This window comes from Rhizobium sp. WSM409 (assembly GCF_057653825.1).
This window is the reverse complement of sequence record NZ_CM172794.1, coordinates 3,887,036-3,909,000: the sequence shown is the minus strand read 5'-3', so window position 1 is coordinate 3,909,000 and position 21,965 is coordinate 3,887,036. Positions and strand designations below refer to the sequence as shown.

Below are 21,965 nucleotides of genomic sequence, written 5' to 3'. Positions count from 1 at the left end.
CCTGCCTGCGCACCAAACCGTAGGTGATCGCGCGACGGGCCGTCGTGACTGCCCTACTGAACCTTCGATATCTCCGTTTCCGCCAGGCCTGCGGTCTTTGTGCGCCCTTTCCAATATTCCTCGAGGCGCTGCAACAGGACGTAGAAGGACGGGACAAAGAGCACGGCGAGGCAGGTCGAGGCGATCATGCCGCTGAAGACCGATATGCCGATAGATTTGCGGGCGGATGCGCCGGCGCCAGTCGCCAGCACGAGCGGCAGGACGCCGAGGATAAAGGCGAAGGACGTCATCAAAATTGGCCGGAAACGCAAGCGGGCGGCCTCGACGGCCGCATCCAGTATTTCCATGCCTTCCGCCCGCCTTTCCCTAGCATATTCGACGATGAGGATGGCATTCTTCGATGCAAGCGCGATCAGCAGGATAAGGCCGATCTGCGTATAAAGGTTGTTGGCAACGCCGGCTGCCATAAGCGCTGCCACTGTGCCAAGGAGGGCGAGCGGCACGGCGAGAAGGACTGCCAGCGGCAAGATCCAGCTTTCATACTGGCCTGCGAGCACGAAATAGACGAGGAGCATGGCGAGCGCGAAGATGAAATAGATCTGCCCGCCCACGGCCTTCTCCTGATAGGACAGCGCCGTCCATTCGAAGCCTGTGCCCGGTGGCAGTGTCTGATCGGCAATCTGCTCCATGACGTCGAGCGACTGGCCGGAACTGAAGCCTGCGGCAGGCCCGCCAACGATCGTTGCAGACGGGTAGAGATTGTAGAGGCTGATCAGAGATGGGCCTTGTGTCGCGGTGACATCGACGACCGTGCCGAGCGGCACCATCGTGCCGTCACCGGCCTTGACCTTCAGATTGCGGATGTCTTCGGCGCTGACCCGGAAATCGGAAGCGGCTTGCGCATAGACCTGGAAGGTCCGGCCAAATTTGTTGAACTGGGTGACATAGCTCGATCCGACGTAACTGGAGAGAGCCGAGAAAACCTGGCCCACGGTAACCCCTAGCGTCTCCGCCTTGATCCGGTCGACAGAGACTGCGAGTTGCGGCACGTTCGAGCGAAAAGGCGTGCTCAGCCTTTGCAGGGATGACTGAGCACCGCCGTTCTTGACGATCGTGTCGGCAAGCGATTGCAGCAGTGGGTAGTCGGAAATGCCGTTCCTGATCTCGACCTGCATGGTAAAGCCACTGGCATTGCCGACGCCCTGGATCGGAGGTGGCACGACCACCAGCGTCTTGGCGGCGAGCACGCTTTGCAGCGTGCCGTTCAAATGCTGGTAGATCGACAGCAGATCCTGCCCCTTTTGCTTGCCGCGCTCGTCCCAATCCTTCAGCACGACATAGGCGACGCCGGCATTCTGCAGACTGGCATTGTTGTCGAGAACGGAGATGCCGCTGATGGTCAGCACCTGATCGACGCCAGGCGTGGCTTCGGCGATCTTGCCGACCTCTTCCATCACCGCGTCGGTGCGCTCCTTCGATGCGCCGTCGGGCAGCTGCGCACTGATCAGCACATAGCCTTGATCCTCGATGGGCAGAAACGCAGTCGGCAGACGGGCGAGCCCCCAGACGGCGACACCGATCAGCGCAAGTGCTGCTATGACCATGATACCGCTGTGGCGGGTCATCGATCCGATCAGCCCGGCATAGCTGCGTTCACCCCTGTCGTAGACCTTGTTGAAGCCGCGATAGAAGATGTTGCGTTTCTCTGGCGGGACTGGTGGCCGCAGCCAAAGGGCACATTGCGTCGGTTTCAGCGTGACGGCATTGATGGCGCTGATCAGTGCCGTGGCGGCGATGACGAGGGCGAACTGCCGGTAGAGCTGTCCGGTCAGGCCGGGCAGGAAGGCGGCCGGAATGAAAACGGCCATCAGCACCAGCGTAATGCCGATGACCGGGCCAAGCAGCTCCTCCATCGCCTTTTCGGCCGCCTTTCGGCCGGACATGCCGGCCTCGATGTGTCGGGCGACCCCTTCGACAATGACGATGGCATCATCAACGACGATACCGATGGCGAGAACGATGGCAAACAGCGTCGACAGGTTGACGGTGAAACCCAATGCTGCCATGGCCGCGAAGGCGCCGATGATGGTGACCGGAACGGTGGTCGCCGGCACGAGCATCGCCCGCCAATCCTGCAGGAAGACGAGAATGACGATGAGAACGAGAATGCCGGCCTCGATCAAGGTGACGTAAACCTCGTCGATGGAGGCCTCGACGAATTTTGTCGTGTCGAACGGCACGTGATATTCGAGGCCCGGCGGGAAGCTCTTCGAGAGCTCCTGCATTTTCGTGTTCACCACCTGCGCCACCGCGATGGCATTTGCCTCCGGCAGCTGAAAAATGCCGATGCCGGCAGCCGGCCGGCCGTTCTGCATGAAGGACTGACTGTAAGTCTGGGCGCCGAGTTCGACGCGGCCGATATCGCGGATCCGGGTAACACGGCCGCCCTGTCCGCTCTCGACCTTGACGACGATGTTTTCGTAGTCGGCCGCCTCGTTCAGCCGGCCATTGACGTTCAGCGTGTATTGGAAGACCTGCCCCTTCGGCACCGGCGGAATGCCGATCTGGCCGGCGGCAACCTCCTGGCTTTGCTGCTGCACGACGCTGACCACATCCTGCGGCGTCAGGCCGCGCGCCTGCAGCAGGTTCGGATCCATCCAGATGCGCATGGCATACTGGCCGGCACCGAACACGGTAACGTTGCCGACACCCGGCAGGCGGGCGAGTTCATTCTGCAGATTGATGACGGCGTAGTTCGACAGGAACAGGCTGTCATAGCGACTGTCGGGCGAGGTCAGGCTGACGAAGCCGAGGATCGCCGTCGATTTCTTTTGCGTCGTCACGCCCTGAAGCTGCACCGCTTCGGGAAGCGATGACATCGCTATGGCGACGCGGTTTTGCACCAGAACCTGGGCCTGGTCCGGATCCGTTCCGATGGCAAAGGTCACGGTCAGCGAATAAGTGCCGTCGCTGGCGCTCGTCGACTGCATGTAGAGCATGTCCTGCACGCCGTTGACCTGCTGCTCGATCGGCAGCGCGACGGTGTCGACGAGGGTCTGTGCGCTGGCGCCCGGGAAGCGCGTCGTCACCTGCACCGTCGGCGGAACGACATTCGGATATTGCGCCACAGGCAGCTGGAACAGGGCCACCGCGCCGATGAGCACGAAAACCAGCGCCAGAACATTGGCGAGTATCGGTCGCTCGATGAAGAAACGCGAGATCATGCTGTTGTCCTTAGACGTTCAGATGAAGCATGGCGGCGGATTCATTGCGTGGTGGCCTTGGCCTTGGCATCGACGGCGGCAGCTGCCGGTGGATTCATTTCCATTTTCTCGGGCGTGACCTTGCTGCCGGGGATGGCCTGCTGGATACCTTGGGTTACGACCCAGTCGGCCGGATCGAGGCCGGAGTCGATGACACGGAGCGCACCTTCGCGCTGGCCGGTCTTGACCTGCTTCTGCTCGATGACGTCATCCTTGCCTAGAACGAGCAGGTAGCTGCCCAGCTGGTTCGTTCCGATGGCGTCGTCGCGCACCAGCAGAGCCTTGTCGTTGTGGCCGACCGGCACCCGGACGCGCACGAAGAGACCAGGCAGCATGGCGTGGTCCTTGTTATCGAAGAGGGCGCGCACCTGAAGCGTGCCCGTGGAGGCATCGAGCTGCGGCGAGACGTAGTCGAGATGTCCCTTATGCGGGTAGCCTTCCTCGGTCTGCAGGCCGAGTTCTGCCGGAATGCTCGGAAGATCCGTCTGCTTGAAGGTGCGCCCCTGCCTTGCCAGGGTTTCCTTGATCATCAGCACCTGGGTTTCGCTGACGTTGAAATAGGCATAAAGCGGATCGGTCTGAACGATGCTGGCGAGTTTGGTGGGACCGGATACGCCGACAAGCGCGCCGATATCGACGAGGTGATCGGTGACGGTGCCGTCGAACGGGGCAAGCACCTCCGTATATCCGAGGTTGATCGTCGCAAGATCGAGATTGGCCTGGGCATTGAGGATGGATGCATTCGCCTCGTCGAGCGTCGCTTTGGCGCTGTCAACCGCGGTCTGGGTGGTGACCTGTTGCTTCGACAGATTGAGCTGCCGGTCGTATTCCTGCTTCGCGCCGACCTGGGACGCTTGTTGCGAGGCGAGCGATGCCTTGGCCTGATCCAGTTGTGCCTGATAAGTGTTGCGCTCAATTCCGAAGAGCTTGGTGCCCTTCATCACCGTCATGCCGTCCTGGTAATCGATCGATTGGACGTAGCCTTGGACGCGCGCCTCGATATCGACGGAGTTGAGCGGCGCCGTGTTGCCGGTGAGTTCGAAATAGAGCGTTACCGGTTGCTGGACCGGCTGGGCGACACGAACCGGAGGTGGAGGAGGGGCAACGTAGGTGTTGCCGCTTTCCTCACAGCCAGCGAGAATTGCCATGCCGGCAAGCATCATGGACAGGTGCAGACCCTGATACAATCTCACACGCATTGCCGCCGCCCCGATGTTTACGAGCCTACTGCATAATTCATAGAAGCAAATCGGTTTTTTGAATTATGCAGCAATTTCAATGATCTACTGCGTCCTTTGCGCGTCTGAAAAGACGCGCGGCGCTGTAGTCTTCATGCGTGCCTCGGTGGAGACGACCCCTCTCCGAAAAGTTCCGGGCATGCGATATTATGTCGCGGCATTGTTAAAAATTGCAATAGCTGCTGGTGCACAATTAAACTGTGAGCTCGTCCATCGATGGACAAGATGACGCGGCTAGAGCCTTTCCGGGTTAGATTGAAGCATTCTGTTGGCTCAAACGGAGTCGGATGGTCGACCGGCCGGCGCGCGTCGTAGCCCAGCTCTACGGCCAAGCCGGCCGGTCGATCAGCCGGCCCGTTTCAGCCAACCCGAAGGGCCGGGCATCTTTGCGCCAGGATCAAAGGCGATCGGCTCGGACGTACCAAGGGTATGCCCTTCGCCAATCGCCTTTGCCCTGACGAAAACCTGCTCCGGCAGAATGCTTCAATCTAACCCGGAAAGGCTCTAGGGTTTCCCCAGCCGTTCGATGGCAAACTGTAATGGTGCATCCGAAACACGGATCAGCCCGACATATGGGTTGGCCATATCCGAAACCAGGAAGATGGCGCCGGCGACGGACAGGGCGCAGACGAGCAGAATTGACAGCACTGTCGGATTGGCCGGCGCCTGCAGCCCGAAGGTCGCAAAGAGCAGCGAGAGCCAACAGACGAGAACGGTCAGAAAGGCCCAGGGCAAACCCTCTTTGCCGGATTCGACCAACAGCCAGTGGGTTTCGGCCAACATGCCGCTCACTTCCAGCGCACGCGCCTGGAGAGAGTGCTGCACGGCATCCCTCGGCGCCAGGGATCGAAGGTCGGCCTGAACCGCCTCGATATCCTGATATTCCCCCGGCGCATTGCCGGATGTCTCGTCGGTGGTTTCGGCAGTCCAGCCACGGCTCAGCCGTTTCTCGATGAGTTCACGCAGCAATTGACGCGCCTTGTTGGTTTCCGGCCCGTATTGCGCCATGACGCGGTCAAGCAGGAGTACCCGTGCCGCCGCCGTTCTCATTTCCACTTCGGCGTTGTCATAGGACGACTTGGCGGATGCGATCAGAAGGCCGAGAGCCAGAGCCGACAGCGTTCCCACCACGGCGGTCGCCAGCCTGATGACATCCTTGGATTCTGCATTGAGATGGTGATCCGGCAAGCGGCCGCGCACCAGCAATCCTATCGATGTTGCCATCGACAGAAAAACAAATACAAGCCCGCCAACCAACAGTGAGCCCAAGTCCGGTCTCCGTATTGCCACGTAAGTCCTGCAGCCACCTTGCAAGCTGCGCAATAGCTCCCGTCATCATAGCGGAAGACGGACCAAGCACGGAACTCTTTACTTTCCTGATCTTGCGCGGCCGAAATCGGGCGGGTTTCATTGCTGGAAAATGAGCAGCACGTAAGCCAGGAAAAGCACCAGATGGACAGCACCTTGCATGAGGTGCGTGCGGCCGCTGGCAAAGGTGATGATGCTGACGGCCAGAGTGAGTAGGAGCATCACCAGGTCTCCATGTTCCAGGCCGAGCGTCACCGGGTGCCCGTAAAGACGGCTGATGACAAGCATTGCCGGCACGGTTAGCCCGATCGTCGACAATACCGAACCAAGAAAGATGTTGACGGCGCGCTGAAGATTGTTGGCGACGGACGCGCGCACGGCGCTGATTGCCTCGGGTGTCGCGACAAGGATGGCCATGACGACACCGCCAAATGCGGTTGGGGCATGCAGGGTTTCGATAATGTAATCGATCGGCCGCGCAAGCTGTTCGACCAGAAAGACGACGGGACCCATATAGGCGAAAAGCAGAATGGCATGAGGCCAGACCGGCCCGCGGGGAGGAGCATGTTCACTATGATGCTCGTGGCGATTGCTGTCGTCGGCGAAATAATCCTGATGGCGGCCGGCCTGAAGAAACAGAAAGGTGGCGTAAAGGCCGACCGAGATAATGCCCAGGATCAGTTGCCGCGGTGCCGATGGATGTTGTCCGTCCGGGCCTGCAAGAAATGTCGGCATCACCAGGCTCAGGGTCGCCAGCGGCACGATGACGCCGAGATAGGCGTTGGCGCCCTGCAGGTTATGCTGTTGTTCCGGTCGCCGCCACGCACCCAGCAGTAATGACAGGCCGACCATGCCGTTCAGGATGATCATGACGACCGCAAACAGCGTGTCGCGCGCAAGCGTGGGATTGTTCTCGCCATGGATCATGACGGCCGATATCGCCATCACCTCGATCGAGGTGATGGCGAGCGTCAGTATGAGCGTACCGTAAGGCTCCTTCAGCCGCTCCGCCAGATGATCCGCATGCCGCACGACCGACAGAGCGGAGCCTAGGACGACGGCAAATAGCCAGATGAAAACGACAGTGAACCAAAGCGGATCGGCAAGCCGGCCGAAGAGCTGCTCCTGGAAGGCAAGAAACGTCAGGCTGGTCACGACGCTGACGCCGAGGAACCATTCCTCGCGCACCAGGCTGGTTGCGCCGACGGCGCGCAATGCCGGACCCTCCGTCATCGAAACCATCCGCCTTCTGGCAAATGCCGCTGCAATGCGATCATCAACACCATTGTCTCCGCCCGCTGTTCCCCTGCCCGTCCCATGAGCAGGCGCAGACGAGGCTGCCTCAAGGCGAACCGAAGCTCAAGCCAGATCGTAGATCACTGATTAAAACTTGCAGGGTTCTGTCGTTCATCACCCACGGATCTAGACAAAGGAGCAGTCGCCGACGGTCGATCGCGCCGCGCCTTGCGTTATTCGCGGCCGGTCGCCGGGATTGCAGCACCGGTGACAACGGCTGCGGCCGGCGAAATCAGGAAGGCAATGAGGCGGGCGATCGATTGCGGCGATACCCAGCCGTCCGTCTTCGCATCGGGCATGGCCGCGTGGTTCTCGGGCGTGTCGATCGTCCCGGGCAGGATGCAGTTGGCGGTGATGCGATCGTCGCGGCATTCGGCAGCGATCGCCTCGGTCAGCCGGATGACGGCGGCTTTAGAGGCGGCGTAAGCGGCCTGCTTGGCGCCAGCCTTCAGGCCGGGCGCGGCGGCGACATGAACGATGCGGCCGTAGCCGGCGGCCTTCATGGTCGGGAGAACCGCGGCACTGATTGTCAGGGCAGTGCGGGCGTTTGCGGTCATCATCGTCTCCCACTGCGCGGGTGCCTCCGGCCCGACCAGCCCCATCTGGAAGCCACCGACGGTGTTGACCAATGCGCTGACGCCGCCAAAGCGCTTGACGGCCCGAGCGACGGCGGCGGCGCAGGTAGCATAATCGGTGAGATCCGTTCCGGCGATCGACAGAAACTCCGTGGAGGCAGGAAGATCGCCGGCCAAGGCTTCCAGCTCATGGCTCGAACGGTTCATGCAGACGAGTTTCGCGCCGGCGCCGGCAAGCTCGCGGACAACGGCGCTGCCGAGGTTGCCGCCGGCTCCGGTGACGATCACGGCTTTCTGGTCTTTCATGGCAATCGATCTCCTGACGGTGCCCGCGCTGGACGGTGCCGCGCATTGTTGATCCAGGCTGTGCGGCAGCGCAAGCCCGCCGCCCAGATGTTTGCAAAACGGCCAGCGAAGCTATCCGCAGGCCGTTCGTCTTTGATCGCCTGTCGGACCAGCTTTCAATGATATTTCGCCCGTTCGCGGTCGAGGATGACAGGCGCGTCGAGGCCGGCGATGGGACGGGTGACATCGGCCGGGATGTCGCCGGTGAGCTGCAGGTCGAGATAGCGGGCACAGCAGACCCGCAGGAAAGACGTGAAGTTGCCGAGATCGTGGCCGGCATCGATCGATTCATGATGCAGCCGGGTGATCAGCTGGACGACATTCATGCCGTCGCGGCGGGCGATTTCCTCCAGCTTCGCCCAGAAGAAGTTCTCCAGCCTGACGCTGGTGACCATGCCGTCGATGCGCAGCGATCGGGTGGCGCTTTCCCAGAGCCGAGCATCCGCCTTGATAAACAGTTCACACATATCGTCCTCCCCGGTGCCGCCCTTCTCAGGCGGCGTTGGTTTCGAGCAGTGCTGCGGCATCGAGCACGGCCATGAACTGGCGCAGCCACGACGGATGCGCCGGCCAAGCGGGCGCCGTGACCAGATTGCCGTCCGAGACTGCATCGCTGATAGCGATGTCGGCATAAATGCCGCCGGCAAGTTCGACCTCCGGCCGGCAGGCGGGATAGGCCGAGCAGGTGCGGCCCTTCAGCACGCCAGCGGCGGCGAGCAGTTGCGCGCCATGGCAGATGGCGGCGACGGGTTTTCCTGCGTCGAAGAAGTGCCGGACGAATTTGAGGACATCGGCATTGAGGCGAAGATATTCTGGCGCGCGGCCGCCGGGGATGACGAGGGCATCGTAATCTTCGGCCCGCACACTGTCGAAAGTGGCGTTCAGCGCAAAATTATGGCCGCGCTTTTCGGAATAGGTCTGGTCGCCTTCGAAATCGTGGATGGCGGTGGCGACGGTCTCGCCAGCGTTCTTGCCGGGGCAGACGGCATGGACCGTATAGCCGCAGGCGAGCAGTGTCTGGAACGGCACCATCGTTTCGTAATCTTCGGTGAAATCACCTGTTATCATCAGGATCTTTGAGGCTGGCATCGTTTCCTCCCTTTGAAACCAACTGGCGGAGCTTAGCAAAGAGCTGTGGAGAGCAGGTACTATGGGAATACTACAGGCGAAATTCCCACCGGTCGAACGACAGCCTCAGACCGCCCTGACCTTCACATCAGGCACTGCGCAGGCCTCGCCGCCGCCGAAGAGGCGGGAGCGGGTGAGGAAGCGCTTCTCGCGGCCATTGTCGAGCGAGAACATGCCGCCGCGGCCGGGCACGACGTCGATGATCAGCTGCGTATGCTTCCACGCCTCGAACTGGCCGGCGCTGATATAAACAGGTACGCCGCCGATCTCGCCGAGCTTGACGTCACTGTCGCCGATCATGAATTCGTTGGCCGGATAACACATCGGCGAGGAGCCGTCGCAGCAGCCGCCGGACTGGTGGAAGAGGATATCGGGATGATCGCGCTTGATTTCTGCGATCAGATCGAGAGCTGCGTCGGTTGCGAGAACACGCGGTTCGCCGTTGACGGTGGTTTCCATCACTCTTCCTCCAAAGTTTCGGGAGGAGAATTCCCCTCCCCAACCCCTCCCCACAAGGGGGAGGGACTTATAATGCCGCTCCGACAGCTCACCACGCCGAAGTTTCGGCAAGAAGATATGTCTTTTTAGAACGAGGCAGTTCAACGGGTTAAGCCCCTCCCCCTTGTGGGGAGGGGTTGGGGAGGGGGTTGAGACCCTCCCACCATGCCGAAGCATCTCAGAAGAAGCCGAGTGCCTTCGGGCTGTAGCTCACCAGCATGTTCTTGGTCTGCTGGTAGTGGTCGAGCATCATCTTATGGGTTTCACGGCCGATGCCCGACTGCTTGTAGCCGCCGAAGGCGGCATGGGCCGGGTAGGCGTGGTAGCAGTTGGTCCAGACGCGGCCGGCCTGGATCTCGCGGCCGAAACGGTAGCAGCGATTGGCATCGCGGCTCCAGACGCCGGCGCCGAGGCCGTAGAGCGTGTCGTTAGCGATTTCGAGCGCTTCCTTCTCGTTCTTGAAGGTCGTCACCGAAACCACCGGCCCGAAGATTTCCTCCTGGAACACGCGCATCTTGTTGTGACCCTTGAAGATCGTCGGCTTGACATAGTAGCCGTTCGCCAGCTCGCCGCCGAGATCGTTGCGCGAGCCGCCGGTCAGCACTTCCGCGCCTTCCTGCTTGCCGATGTCGAGATAGGCGAGGATCTTTTCCAGCTGCTCGGTCGAGGCCTGGGCGCCGATCATCGTTGCGCTATCGAGCGGGTTGCCCTGCTTGATCGCCTCAACGCGTTTGACGGCCTTTTCCATGAAACGGTCGTAGATCGATTCCTGGACGAGGGCGCGGCTCGGGCAGGTGCAGACTTCGCCCTGGTTCAAGGCAAACATCGCAAAGCCTTCGAGCGCCTTGTCGAGGAAGTCGTCGTCTTCCGCCATCACGTCGGCGAAGAAGATGTTCGGCGATTTGCCGCCGAGCTCCAGCGTCACCGGAATGAGGTTCTGGCTGGCATATTGCATGATAAGCCGGCCTGTCGTCGTCTCGCCGGTGAAGGCGATCTTAGCGACGCGCGGGCTGGTCGCCAGCGGCTTGCCGGCTTCGAGGCCGAAACCGTTGACGATGTTGAGGACCCCTGCCGGCAGGAGATCGCCGACGAGTTCAGCCCAGACCAGGATCGAGGCCGGGGTCTGCTCGGCGGGTTTCAGTACGACGCAATTGCCGGCGGCAAGTGCGGGCGCCAGCTTCCAGGTGGCCATCAGGATCGGGAAGTTCCACGGAATGATCTGGCCGACGACGCCGAGCGGCTCATGGAAGTGATAGGCGACAGTGTCGTGGTCAATCTCGCCGATCGAACCTTCCTGGGCGCGAATGCAGGAGGCGAAATAACGGAAATGGTCGATCGCCAGCGGAATGTCGGCCGCCATGGTTTCACGGATCGGCTTGCCATTGTCCCAGGTCTCAGCCTGGGCGAGCAATTCAAGCTTGTCTTCCATGCGCTGGGCGATCTTCATGAGGATATTGGAGCGCTCGGCAACCGAGGTGCGACCCCATTTTTCCTTTGCCGCATGAGCGGCGTCGAGTGCGAGGTTAATGTCCTTTTCATTGGAGCGGGGAATGTCGCAGAGCTTGCCGCCGGTGACGGGCGTGAGGTTTTCGAAGTATTTTCCCTCGACCGGCTCGCGCCATTCGCCGCCGATATAGTTGCCGTATTTCAGCTTGAACGGCGACTCGACGATTTTCTGATGAAGCATGTCATCCTCCCTTGATGATCCAGGTTCCCAAGCGAACCAGTGGGAGGAAAATGAGCATGTTTTGGCGGAGGGACTAGGGCGGGTCTTCCATACCGCAGTGCACAGTGTCGCAGACCTGCGACAGCATCGGGTCACGATTCCTCCAGGAGCGGGACCTTTACACCGATCAGTGGAGATCGAGCTTTTTCATCTTCCTGTGCAGCGTGGCACGGCTGATGCCGAGTGCGATCGCTGCCTGCGAGACATTGCCGCCGGCGCGCGACAACGCCCGCAAGAGTGCCGCCTTCTCCGCCTCGACGATCTCATCCTGCTGGGAGACGCCAGCCTCGTGCAGGGCATCGGCCGCCGGAATGCCGGCGGCGATGCGCTTGTCGTCCAGCTGCAACGCGATGCGGGCGGCGCGCGTTGCGCCGAGCACCAGATCGTGCCTGTCGACGGCGAGCAGGGCGGCAGCGGAATTGGCTCCGGCCGGGACCATCAGGAAACGCGCGCCGGCAAAGGCCGAGCGGAAAAGGTTGAGTTCGATGCGCATCGCCGCATCGCGCACGGTCTGCGTCAGGATCGCCAGCGTCATCTCGTTGACGTCTTCGCGGCATGCGGAGATGTCGAGGGCTGCTGCCACCTGCCCACGATGATCGCGGATCGGCGCGGTCGTGCAGCTGAGGCTGGTGTTCGAGCTGAAAAAATGCTGATCGCGGAAGATGGCGACGGCACGCTCGTCGGCAAGTGCGGTGCCGATGCCGTTGGTGCCGATGCTGGCCTCGGTCCAGACCGAGCCGGTCCAGAGGCCGAGTTCGCGGAATTCCTTGTCGTCTCCGGCAGCGCCCCGGCGTTCCAGCGCGATGCCGTTCTTGTCGGTCAGAAGCAGGCAGCAGCCGGCCCTGCCAACGGTGGTAAAGAGACGATCGAGCTCTTCCGTGGCGCTGGCAATCAGCTGTTCGGACTGCTCGCGCGCGCGGCGGAATTCCTGGTCGGTCAGGCGCAGTGGAGCCCGCTGGTCCTCGGGGGCGAGCTGGTGCATGGTCATGCACCGCCGCCATGAGGCGACGACAGGGGAACTCGCCGCCGCAGAATCGCGCTGGGCAGATGTGTAGACGTGCTCGGCGTGCGCTGAGTGTTCGTGCATCGGCTCCTCCCATCGAATTTCAGCACATTCTGATAGAAAAATGGCTGGTTTGCAATCGGCCGGCGCTGGCGGGCGTCAGCGTGCGGCGCTTCCTGACGAAAGTGACGGAAATCACATTTCGGTGTTTGGGTGGCCATGGTGTAACAAAAGACCCTCTTTCTCGTAGTTCTTTGCAGAAGCAAGGTTTGCCAGACGAGGAGATCCGACCATGCTGAACAGACGATTGTTGCTGACGGGCGCCGCTTTTGGGGCGCTCGCGGTTCACTTGGACTTAGCCGGCAAGGCGATCGCCGCCGAGACGTTTGCGGTGACCCACACCGACGAGGAATGGCGCAAGCTGCTGACGCCGGATCAATATGTCATCCTGCGCCAGGCGGGGACGGAACAGCCCTTCACCAGTGCCTTGCTGCATGAGGAGCGAAAGGGCAATTTCGTCTGCGCTGGCTGCGATCAGGACCTCTTTTCCTCGACCACCAAATTCGACAGCGGCACCGGCTGGCCGAGCTTCTGGGCGCCGCTCGAAAAAGCCGTCGGCACCACGAACGACACGACTTACGGCATGGTGCGCAACGCCGTGCACTGCAGCCGCTGCGGTGGGCATCTCGGCCATGTCTTCGATGATGGCCCGAAGCCAACCGGGCTTCGCTACTGCATGAATGGGCTCGCCATGACATTCCGTCCGGCCTCGGCCTGACTGAGGGATGATCTCACGCGGTGCTGATGACTGCCTGCGTTTAGAACAGGATGATTTTAGGCCGGGTCGGCCTAAAATCTGAATCCTGTTCTAAATTAAGAGTTGGAGCATGATGTCGTCCGAAAACCGATCACACTTTTCGGCATCATGCTCTGCGCTGCAACCAGGCTTCGATGCCGCGGGCTGCCGTCCGGCCGGTCGCCAGGCAGGCGGTGAGGAGATAGCCGCCGGTCGGCGCTTCCCAGTCGAGCATCTCACCGGCGACGAAGGTGCCGGGCAGTGCCTTCAACATGTAGCTGTCGTTGATGCTGCTCCAGCGGATGCCGCCGGCCGAGGAGATCGCTTCGGCGATCGGGCGGGTTTCGATCACCGGCACCGGCAGGGCCTTGATCATGCCGGCGAGACGCTCCGGAACGGTTCGGTCGCGCTCGGGAGCGAGTTCGCGCAGCAGCGCCGCCTTGACGCCGTCGAGGCCGGCGCCCTTGCGCAGGCGGTTCGAAAAACTTGATTTGGCGTCCTGCCGTGCAAGGTCGCGGCTCAGCCTGTCGATGGTGCGGCCGGGTGCGAGGTCGAGCGTCAGGGCGGCGCTGCCGTGGATCAGCAGCCGATCGCGGAGGCTGGCGGTGTGGGCATAGATCAGGCTGCCCTCGATGCCGCTCTCGGTGATGACGAATTCGCCGGGAAACGTGCCGGCCTCGGATGTTGCGGTGACCGATTTTACCGGCTCGCCGGCGAAACGCTCGCTGAAGTTCCCGCTCCATCCGACGACGAAGCCGCAATTGGCGGGTTGAAAACTGTGAATTTCCACACCCCTGCCGACCAGCCAAGGCACCCAGGCAGCATCGGAGCCGAGGCGCGGCCAGCTTGCGCCGCCGAGCGCGAGCAGGGCCGCGTCGCAATGGACGATGCTGCGCCCTTCGGGCGTTTCGAAAACATAGCCGTCTTCGGCAAAACCGGTCCAGCGGTGGCGGGTGCGCAGCGTGGCGCCCTGTGCCTCCAGCCGCCTGAGCCAGGCGCGCAGCAAAGGCGAGGCCTTCATCACCTTCGGAAAAACCCGGCCGGACGAGCCGATGAAGGTTTCCGTCCCGAGCTCGCTTGCCCAATTCCTGATATCATCAGGGGTAAACGCATCAAGAGCGGGGCGCAGGCGGGCGGAAGCCGCGGCGAAGCGCGTGGTGAAACGGGCATAATCCTCGGAATGGGTAATGTTGAGACCGGACTTGCCGGCCAGCAGGAATTTGCGGGCAAAGGTCGGCATGGCGTCGTAGACCGTCACCGCATGACCGGAACGGGAAAGCAGTTCGGCAGCCGCGAGACCCGCCGGGCCGCCGCCGATGATCGCAATCCGCTTCTGGTTCATTGATGTCTTCGCCCGATTGTATCTGCGTTCAGTTTTGGCGCGGGCGCGGATCGCCTGCAAGGGCAGAGATCAGTGGTGCGGATGCGTGCACTGGCCGTGATCGGCGAGCACTTCGATGACGCGGCATTGGTCGACGCGGCCGTGGCCGCAGCCTTCCACCATGGTTTCCAGCTCGGCCTTCAGCGCCATCAGGCTGCGGATGCGCTGCTCGACCTCAATGAGGCGGGCCTTGGCGATGGCGTCGGCCGAGGCGCAGGACTGGTGCGGATCGTCCTGCAGGGTGAGCAGCGTGCGGATCGCGTCGATCTCGAAACCGAGTTCGCGGGCGTGGCGGATGAAAGCGAGACGGCTGATATCGGCGGGCTCGAAGGAGCGCTGGTTGCCCTCGCTGCGGCTCGGGGCGGCGAGCAGGCCAATGCTTTCATAATAGCGCACCGTCGGCACCTTGACGCCGCTTTGGCGCGCGGCTTCGCCAATGGTGATCTTTTTCATGATTTTCCTCTTGCACCTCTAGTCGCTATAGGATGTAGGAGAGATGCTTCTGTTTGACAAGGAAGCGGATGATGGCTGAGAGCGAGACACGATACCGGGTTGGCGGCATGGATTGCGCCGCCTGCGCAACCAAGATCGATACGGCGGTCAGACGCGTGGCGGGTGTCGCCGATGTTTCCGTCTCGGTGATGGCGGGCACGATGACCGTTCGGCACGATGGCAGCAGCGATCTCAAGATGATCGAGAAGAAGGTGACGGGGCTCGGCTATTCCGTCGCGCCGCTTGCCGGAAACGCTGCGCCTGCGCATACTCAGGGCTCACAGCATTGTCACGATCATGGACATGGCTGCGGCGATCACGCGGGCCATGACGACGATCATGCGGTACATGATCATGAAGGTCATAGCCATGACCATCCCCACGATCATGGCGAGAAGGAAATCGAGGGGTTGCACGGGCACGATCATGCGCCGATGGCCGGTCCCTGGTGGCAGAGCAGGAAGGGCCGGCTGACCATCCTTTCGGGTGGAGCACTCGTTGCCGCCTACACCGTCGGCCATCTCGTGCCGGCGATCGCGTCCTACGCCTTCATCGTCGCCATGCTGATCGGGCTGGTGCCGATCGCGCGGCGCGCCATCATGGCCGCCTTCTCAGGCACACCGTTTTCGATCGAGATGCTGATGACGATCGCCGCCGTCGGCGCCGTTATCATCAATGCCGGCGAAGAGGCGGCGACCGTTGTGTTCCTGTTCCTCGTTGGCGAGCTGCTGGAAGGGGTGGCAGCGGGCAAGGCGCGCGAAAGCATCCAGTCGCTGACGGCGCTGGTGCCGAAGACCTCGCTGCTCGAAGACAATGGGCAGACACGGGAGGTGCCGGCGGAAAGCCTTTCGGTCGGGGCCATCATCATGGTTCGTCCTGGCGATCGGATCTCGGCGGACGGCATCATCCTCTCAGGCGAGAGCGCGATCGACGAGGCGCCGGTGACGGGCGAGAGCACGCCAGTGCGTAAGGGCGTCGATGCCGTCGTTTTTGCCGGCACGGTGAATGGCGATGCGGTGCTTAGGGTTCGCGTTACGGCGGCCGCGGCCGACAATACCATCGCCCGCGTCGTCAAGCTGGTGGAGGAGGCGCAGGAATCGAAGGCGCCGACCGAGCGCTTCATCGATCGGTTCTCGCGCTATTACACGCCCGGCGTGGTCGTGGTCGCAGCGCTGGTTGCGGTCGTTCCGCCGCTGCTGTTCGCAGGGCCATGGGGCGAATGGGTCTATAAGGGCCTTGCGATCCTTTTGATCGGCTGCCCCTGCGCGCTCGTCATCTCAACGCCGGCGGCGATCGCTGCCTCGCTTTCATCCGGTGCGCAGCGCGGGCTGCTGATGAAGGGCGGCGCGGTGCTGGAGACGCTCGGCAAGGTGACGATGGTCGCCTTCGACAAAACAGGCACGCTGACGGAAGGCAAGCCTCAGGTGACTGACATCATTTCCTTTGGTCTGACCGAGGCGCAGGTGCTGTCGCGCGCGGCGGTGCTGGAACAGGGTTCCAGCCATCCGCTGGCGCTGGCGATCCTCAACCGCGCCAAGGCGGACGGCGTTCCCGTGCCGCCGGCCTTCGAGCTGGAAGCGCTGCCGGGCAAGGGCGTCAGCGGCAAAGTCGGTGGTGAGACGCTGGACCTCTTGTCGCCGCCCGCCGCCCGCGAGCGCGGGACGCTCAGTGCTGAACAGGATGCACGCATCTCGGCGTTGAACGACGAGGGCAAGAGCGTGTCGGTGCTGCTCGTCAACGGTGTTGTGGCCGGCCTTATCGCCATGCGCGACGAGCCGCGTCAGGATGCCGAGGCCGGGCTCGCTGCCCTCAAATCAGCAGGCGTCAAGGCTATCATGCTGACCGGCGACAACAAGCGGACGGCAGCAGCCGTTGCCGGCATGCTCGGCATCGACTGGCGCGGCGAGATGATGCCGGAGGACAAGCAGCGGGTCGTCGGCGAATTGAAGCGCCAAGGCTTCATCGTCGCCAAGATCGGCGACGGCATCAACGATGCTCCGGCGCTGGCCGCTGCCGATATCGGTATCGCTATGGGCGGCGGCACCGATGTGGCGCTGGAGACGGCGGATGCCGCCGTGCTGCACGGACGCGTTGGCGACGTGGCGCGGATGATCGAACTTTCCAAACGCACGATGCGCAACATCCTGCAGAATATCACCATCGCACTCGGGCTAAAGGCGGTGTTTCTGGTGACGACGATCGCCGGCATTACCGGGCTCTGGCCAGCGATCCTCGCCGATACCGGCGCCACCGTGCTGGTGACGATCAACGCGCTCAGGCTGCTTCGAATAAAAATATGAATGTCGTTTCGGGGAGCCGGCTTCTGCCGGCTCTTTTCTGACGGGTTCTCCACAGCGCTTTTCCGTTAACGCTTCGTTATCCACATCATACACAGTCACGGCGATTCGCTGCCGCCATTGCTGCGCTGCCACAACAACTTGTTGACGTCATCAGCGATTCGCGTACCATATCTAGTGTTCGAGGTTCCGTCGATTCGTGAGGATCGGCGGCTAAGACGGGAATACGGTGCGTTTCGCCATCATGGCGCGGCAATGCCGGAGCTGCCCCCGCAACTGTAAGCGGCGAGCAACTGTCCGATTTCAGGTCACTGGAGCATGATGCTCCGGGAAGGCTGGGGCAGGGTGCTTTGACCCGTGAGCCAGGAGACCTGCCTCGAACGAAACGTCCACGGGCGGGGTGTCCGGAAGGTCGCGTTGCATGGCTGCGGGGAATCTCCGCATCGCGTTTCGCAGGCCCGAGCCTCCGCCCCCGAAACCTTCGCATTGAGCCACTTCGGGGTGAAGTCATGTCAGTATCTCAGTTCAGGCCGCCACCCGCTAGAGGTAGAGGGCGGGTCACGCCCAGCGGCTGAACGAGCCGCATCGCTGCAAAATACAGAGTGTTTTCGACGGATATCGCGAGATTTCCGATCGATGTCCTGCGTCCCAATCGCGTCGTCACGAGGAATATCATGACCATCACCGTCTACAGCAAGCCTGCCTGCGTCCAATGCACTGCCACCTACCGCGCCCTCGACCGGTTGGGGGTCGATTATGACATCGTCGATATTTCGCAGAATGCCGAAGCGCTCGATCGGGTCCGCAGCCTCGGCTACATGCAGGCGCCCGTCGTCATCGCCGGCGAGCAGCATTGGGCCGGCTTCCGTCCCGACATGATCAGCGCACTTTCCTGAGGAAAGGCGATGGCTCTGATCGTCTATTATTCCAGCCGGTCCGAGAACACCCATCGGTTCGTCGCCAAGCTCGGACTGCGCGCGGCGCGCATTCCGCCAAATGGCGCAGACTCGTTCCATATCCGCGAACCCTTCGTGCTGATCGTGCCGACCTATAGCGGCGACGGCGGCAAGGGCGCCGTTCCCAAGCAGGTGATCCGTTTCCTCAACGATACGGAAAACCGAGGACACATCCGCGGCGTGATTGCCGCGGGCAACAGCAATTTCGGCGAAACATACGGGCTCGCCGGCGACGTGATCTCAAAGAAGTGCCAGGTGCCTTACCTCTACAGGTTCGAACTGCTGGGCACAGAAGCGGATGTCGCCAACGTCAAACACGGAATGGAACGGTTTTGGACACGGGAACACCTCTGACGCGGGATGCGGGCGCAAAACCGCATAACACTTTTGCTCATCCCGCCGGCGAACGCCCTTTGAAAGCGGCGGAAACGCTCGACTATCACGCGCTGAATGCGATGCTGAACCTCTATGACGATGCGGGCAGGATCCAGCTCGACAAGGATCGTTTGGCGGCCAAGCAGTATTTCCTGCAGCATGTGAACCAGAACACGGTGTTCTTTCACAATCTCCGGGAAAAGCTCGATTACCTCGTGACCGAGGGCTATTACGAGCAGGAGGTTCTCGACCAGTATTCCTTCAATTTCGTGCGCGACCTGTTCGACCAGGCCTATGCCAAGAAATTCCGTTTCCCGACCTTCCTCGGCGCCTTCAAATATTACACCAGCTATACGCTGAAGACCTTCGACGGAAAGCGTTATCTCGAGCGCTATGAGGACCGCATCTGCATGGTGGCGCTGGCGCTCGCGCGCGGCGACGAGGCCCTTGCCCGCGACATGGTCGACGAGATCATTTCCGGCCGTTTCCAGCCGGCGACGCCGACCTTCCTCAATGCCGGCAAGAAGCAGCGCGGCGAACTGGTTTCCTGCTTCCTGCTGCGTGTCGAGGACAATATGGAATCGATCGGCCGGTCGATCAATTCGGCGCTGCAATTGTCGAAGCGCGGCGGCGGTGTGGCACTGTCGCTGACGAATATCCGCGAGGCGGGCGCGCCGATCAAGCATATCGAGAACCAGTCCTCGGGCATCATACCTGTCATGAAGCTGCTCGAAGACAGTTTTTCCTATGCCAACCAGCTCGGCGCACGGCAGGGCGCGGGGGCCGTCTATCTCAATGCCCATCACCCCGACATCATGCGCTTTCTCGACACCAAGCGCGAAAATGCCGACGAGAAGATCCGCATCAAGACGCTGTCGCTCGGCGTCGTCGTGCCCGATATCACCTTCGAACTCGCGAGGAACAACGAGGACATGTACCTGTTCTCGCCCTATGACGTGGAGCGCGTCTATGGCGTGCCCTTCACCGAGATTTCGGTGACGGAAAAGTACCGCGAGATGGCTGACGACGCCCGCATCTCCAAGAAGAAGATCAAGGCACGCGAATTCTTCCAGGTGCTTGCCGAAATCCAGTTCGAGAGCGGCTATCCCTACATCATGTTCGAGGACACGGTGAACCGGGCAAACCCGATCGCCGGACGTGTTTCGATGAGCAATCTATGCTCGGAAATCCTGCAGGTGAGTGAGGCGAGCGAATATAACGACGACCTCTCCTACAAACATCTCGGCAAGGACATCTCCTGTAATCTCGGCTCGCTGAACATCGCGGCAGCGATGGATTCGGTCGATTTCGGCAAGACGATCGAGACCTCGATCCGGGCGTTGAGTGCTGTTTCCGACATGAGCCACATCTCCTCAGTCCCTTCGATCGAGAAGGGCAATGACGAGAGCCATGCGATCGGCCTCGGCCAGATGAATCTGCACGGCTACCTCGCCCGCGAACGCATCTTCTATGGCTCCGAGGAAGGCGTCGATTTCACCAACATCTATTTCTACACGGTGACCTACCACGCGATCCGCGCCTCGAATCTTTTGGCGGTCGAACGCGGCGCGAGCTTCAAGGGCTTCGAGAACTCGAAATATGCCTCCGGCGACTATTTCGACAAATATACCGACCGGCTCTGGGAGCCTGCGACGGAGAGGGTCAAGGCGCTGTTCGAGACGTCAGGCATTCACATTCCGACGCAGGAAGATTGGGTGGCGTTGAAGAAGGCGGTGATGGCCTCCGGCCTCTATAACCAGAACCTGCAAGCAGTGCCGCCGACAGGCTCGATCTCTTATATCAATCACTCGACCTCCTCGATCCATCCGATCGTCTCGAAGATCGAGATCCGCAAGGAAGGCAAGATCGGCCGCGTCTATTATCCGGCGCCGTTCATGACCAACGACAATCTCGACTATTATCAGGATGCCTACGAGATCGGACCGGGGAAGATCATCGACACCTATGCGGCGGCGACCCAGCATGTCGACCAGGGCCTGTCACTGACCTTGTTCTTCCGCGACACGGCAACGACGCGCGATATCAACAAGGCGCAGATCCACGCCTGGAAGAAGGGCATCAAGACGATCTACTACATCCGCCTTCGCCAGATGGCGCTGTCCGGCACCGAGGTGCAGGGCTGCGTATCCTGTACCTTGTGATTTGAATGCTGCTGGCGCTGCAAGGAACGGGAGGGTTCGCAGTTCCCTTCGCCATGCAGATTCTGGCGCCCGAAAAGGACCACCCGATGAACATGCAAATCAAACCCGCTTCCCGCGTGCGCGCCGTCAACTGGAACCGCATCGAGGACGATAAGGATCTCGAAGTCTGGAACCGGCTCACCGGCAATTTCTGGCTGCCGGAAAAGGTGCCGCTTTCCAACGACATTCCCTCCTGGGCAACGCTGACGGCGGCCGAGCAGCAGTTGACCATCCGCGTCTTCACCGGGTTGACGCTGCTCGATACGATCCAGAACGGTGTCGGTTCCATCCGGCTGATGGAGGATGCGGTAACGCCGCATGAGGAGGCGGTGCTTTCCAACGTCTCCTTCATGGAGGCGGTGCATGCGCGCTCCTATTCCTCGATCTTCTCGACCCTGTGCTCGACGCCCGATGTCGACGATGCCTATCGCTGGTCGGAAGAGAACGAGTTCCTGCAGCGGAAATCGGCGTTGATCATGGAGCAGTATCGCTCCGGCGATCCTCTGAAGAAGAAGGTCGCGAGCGTCTTCCTCGAAAGCTTCCTCTTTTATTCGGGCTTCTACCTGCCGATGTACTGGTCGAGCCGCGCCAAGCTCACCAACACGGCCGACATGATCCGGCTGATTATCCGCGACGAGGCGGTGCACGGCTATTATATCGGCTACAAGTTCCAGCGCGGGTTGGAGCGGCTCGGCGACGAGCGGAAGCAGGAGATCAAGGATTTCGCCTTCGAACTGCTGCTCGAACTCTACGACAACGAGGCGAAATATACCGAAGCGCTGTATGACGGCGTCGGGCTGACCGAGGACGTCAAGAAATTCCTGCACTACAATGCCAATAAGGCGCTGATGAACCTTGGCTACGAGGCGCTGTTCCCGGCTGAAGCCTGCAAGGTCAATCCGGCGATCCTGTCGGCGCTTTCGCCGAATGCCGACGAGAACCACGACTTCTTCTCCGGCTCCGGCTCCTCCTATGTCATCGGCAAGGCGGTGGCGACCGAGGACGAGGACTGGGATTTCTGAGTCTTGATCGCAGTCTGCCTCTTATCATTTGCTCCCTCATCGCCCACATTCAGCGGAAATAAATT

The 21,965-nt window shown here is 61.3% G+C and carries 18 protein-coding genes and 1 riboswitch; of the genes, 6 read left to right on the top strand and 12 right to left on the bottom strand.

Features of this window, described 5'->3' with window-relative positions; all coding sequences use genetic code 11:
- Positions 1-53 precede the first annotated feature (53 nt).
- The 10 genes from AC25BC_RS19270 to AC25BC_RS19225 all read right to left on the bottom strand — a co-directional run bounded on the left by AC25BC_RS19270 (position 54) and on the right by AC25BC_RS19225 (position 12,464).
- A complete protein-coding gene (locus tag AC25BC_RS19270) occupies positions 54-3,224 on the bottom strand; it encodes an efflux RND transporter permease subunit (protein WP_128440358.1) in 3,171 nt (1,056 codons plus the stop codon).
- Positions 3,225-3,265: 41 nt separating this feature from the next.
- Entirely contained in the window at positions 3,266-4,462 is a 1,197-nt protein-coding gene (locus AC25BC_RS19265) for an efflux RND transporter periplasmic adaptor subunit (RefSeq protein WP_128440359.1), read from the bottom strand.
- A 543-nt stretch (positions 4,463-5,005) separates the two neighbouring features.
- Positions 5,006-5,770, bottom strand: coding sequence for a bestrophin-like domain (locus AC25BC_RS19260; RefSeq protein ID WP_128440360.1), 765 nt, complete (start codon positions 5,768-5,770; stop codon positions 5,006-5,008).
- A gap of 138 nt (positions 5,771-5,908) precedes the next feature.
- On the bottom strand, positions 5,909-7,042 hold the full coding sequence (locus AC25BC_RS19255) for a calcium:cation antiporter (protein WP_128440361.1): 1,134 nt from the start codon (positions 7,040-7,042) through the stop codon (positions 5,909-5,911).
- A gap of 236 nt (positions 7,043-7,278) precedes the next feature.
- Positions 7,279-7,986 carry an SDR family NAD(P)-dependent oxidoreductase gene (locus AC25BC_RS19250; RefSeq protein ID WP_128440362.1) on the bottom strand — a complete coding sequence of 236 codons (708 nt, stop codon included), beginning with the start codon at positions 7,984-7,986 and terminating at the stop codon, positions 7,279-7,281.
- A gap of 155 nt (positions 7,987-8,141) precedes the next feature.
- Positions 8,142-8,492 (bottom strand): ribbon-helix-helix domain-containing protein, encoded by a 351-nt coding sequence (locus tag AC25BC_RS19245; protein WP_012759119.1) that lies wholly within the window; start codon positions 8,490-8,492, stop codon positions 8,142-8,144.
- A 25-nt stretch (positions 8,493-8,517) separates the two neighbouring features.
- The gene (locus AC25BC_RS19240) at positions 8,518-9,114 is read right to left on the bottom strand and encodes a DJ-1/PfpI family protein (protein ID WP_113548574.1); all 597 of its coding nucleotides are present in this window, start codon (positions 9,112-9,114) and stop codon (positions 8,518-8,520) included.
- A 105-nt stretch (positions 9,115-9,219) separates the two neighbouring features.
- Entirely contained in the window at positions 9,220-9,612 is a 393-nt protein-coding gene (locus AC25BC_RS19235) for a DUF779 domain-containing protein (protein WP_012759117.1), read from the bottom strand.
- Positions 9,613-9,829: 217 nt separating this feature from the next.
- The gene (gene adh / locus AC25BC_RS19230; protein WP_128440363.1) at positions 9,830-11,338 is read right to left on the bottom strand and encodes an aldehyde dehydrogenase; all 1,509 of its coding nucleotides are present in this window, start codon (positions 11,336-11,338) and stop codon (positions 9,830-9,832) included.
- A gap of 166 nt (positions 11,339-11,504) precedes the next feature.
- Positions 11,505-12,464 carry a helix-turn-helix domain-containing protein gene (locus AC25BC_RS19225; RefSeq protein WP_128440364.1) on the bottom strand — a complete coding sequence of 320 codons (960 nt, stop codon included), beginning with the start codon at positions 12,462-12,464 and terminating at the stop codon, positions 11,505-11,507.
- Between the two features lie 208 nt (positions 12,465-12,672).
- On the opposite strand from AC25BC_RS19225, the gene msrB reads away from it, so the two are divergent.
- A complete protein-coding gene (msrB, locus tag AC25BC_RS19220; RefSeq protein WP_012759114.1) occupies positions 12,673-13,158 on the top strand; it encodes a peptide-methionine (R)-S-oxide reductase MsrB in 486 nt (161 codons plus the stop codon).
- 145 nt (positions 13,159-13,303) lie between these two features.
- Here msrB and AC25BC_RS19215 read toward each other — a convergent pair whose 3' ends face one another.
- Entirely contained in the window at positions 13,304-14,518 is a 1,215-nt protein-coding gene (locus tag AC25BC_RS19215; RefSeq protein ID WP_128440365.1) for a TIGR03862 family flavoprotein, read from the bottom strand.
- 69 nt (positions 14,519-14,587) lie between these two features.
- A complete protein-coding gene (locus AC25BC_RS19210) occupies positions 14,588-15,010 on the bottom strand; it encodes a MerR family transcriptional regulator (RefSeq protein ID WP_012759112.1) in 423 nt (140 codons plus the stop codon).
- 71 nt (positions 15,011-15,081) lie between these two features.
- Here AC25BC_RS19210 and AC25BC_RS19205 point away from each other — a divergent pair, with 71 nt between their 5' ends.
- The 5 genes from AC25BC_RS19205 (at position 15,082) to nrdF (ending at position 21,900) form a co-directional block, all read left to right on the top strand.
- Positions 15,082-17,349 (top strand): heavy metal translocating P-type ATPase, encoded by a 2,268-nt coding sequence (locus AC25BC_RS19205; protein ID WP_128440366.1) that lies wholly within the window; start codon positions 15,082-15,084, stop codon positions 17,347-17,349.
- Positions 17,350-17,513: 164 nt separating this feature from the next.
- Positions 17,514-17,739: riboswitch (cobalamin riboswitch) on the top strand.
- Positions 17,740-18,020: 281 nt separating this feature from the next.
- Positions 18,021-18,242 carry a glutaredoxin-like protein NrdH gene (nrdH, locus tag AC25BC_RS19200; protein ID WP_012759110.1) on the top strand — a complete coding sequence of 74 codons (222 nt, stop codon included), beginning with the start codon at positions 18,021-18,023 and terminating at the stop codon, positions 18,240-18,242.
- A gap of 9 nt (positions 18,243-18,251) precedes the next feature.
- Entirely contained in the window at positions 18,252-18,656 is a 405-nt protein-coding gene (nrdI, locus tag AC25BC_RS19195; RefSeq protein ID WP_128440367.1) for a class Ib ribonucleoside-diphosphate reductase assembly flavoprotein NrdI, read from the top strand.
- The gene (gene nrdE / locus AC25BC_RS19190) at positions 18,635-20,839 is read left to right on the top strand and encodes a class 1b ribonucleoside-diphosphate reductase subunit alpha (protein ID WP_128440368.1); all 2,205 of its coding nucleotides are present in this window, start codon (positions 18,635-18,637) and stop codon (positions 20,837-20,839) included. Before nrdI ends, nrdE begins: the two co-directional genes overlap by 22 nt.
- Positions 20,840-20,925: 86 nt before the next feature.
- Positions 20,926-21,900: a class 1b ribonucleoside-diphosphate reductase subunit beta gene (gene nrdF, locus AC25BC_RS19185; RefSeq protein ID WP_128440369.1), complete on the top strand. Its 975-nt coding sequence runs from the start codon at positions 20,926-20,928 to the stop codon at positions 21,898-21,900.
- The last annotated feature ends 65 nt before the right edge of the window (positions 21,901-21,965 follow it).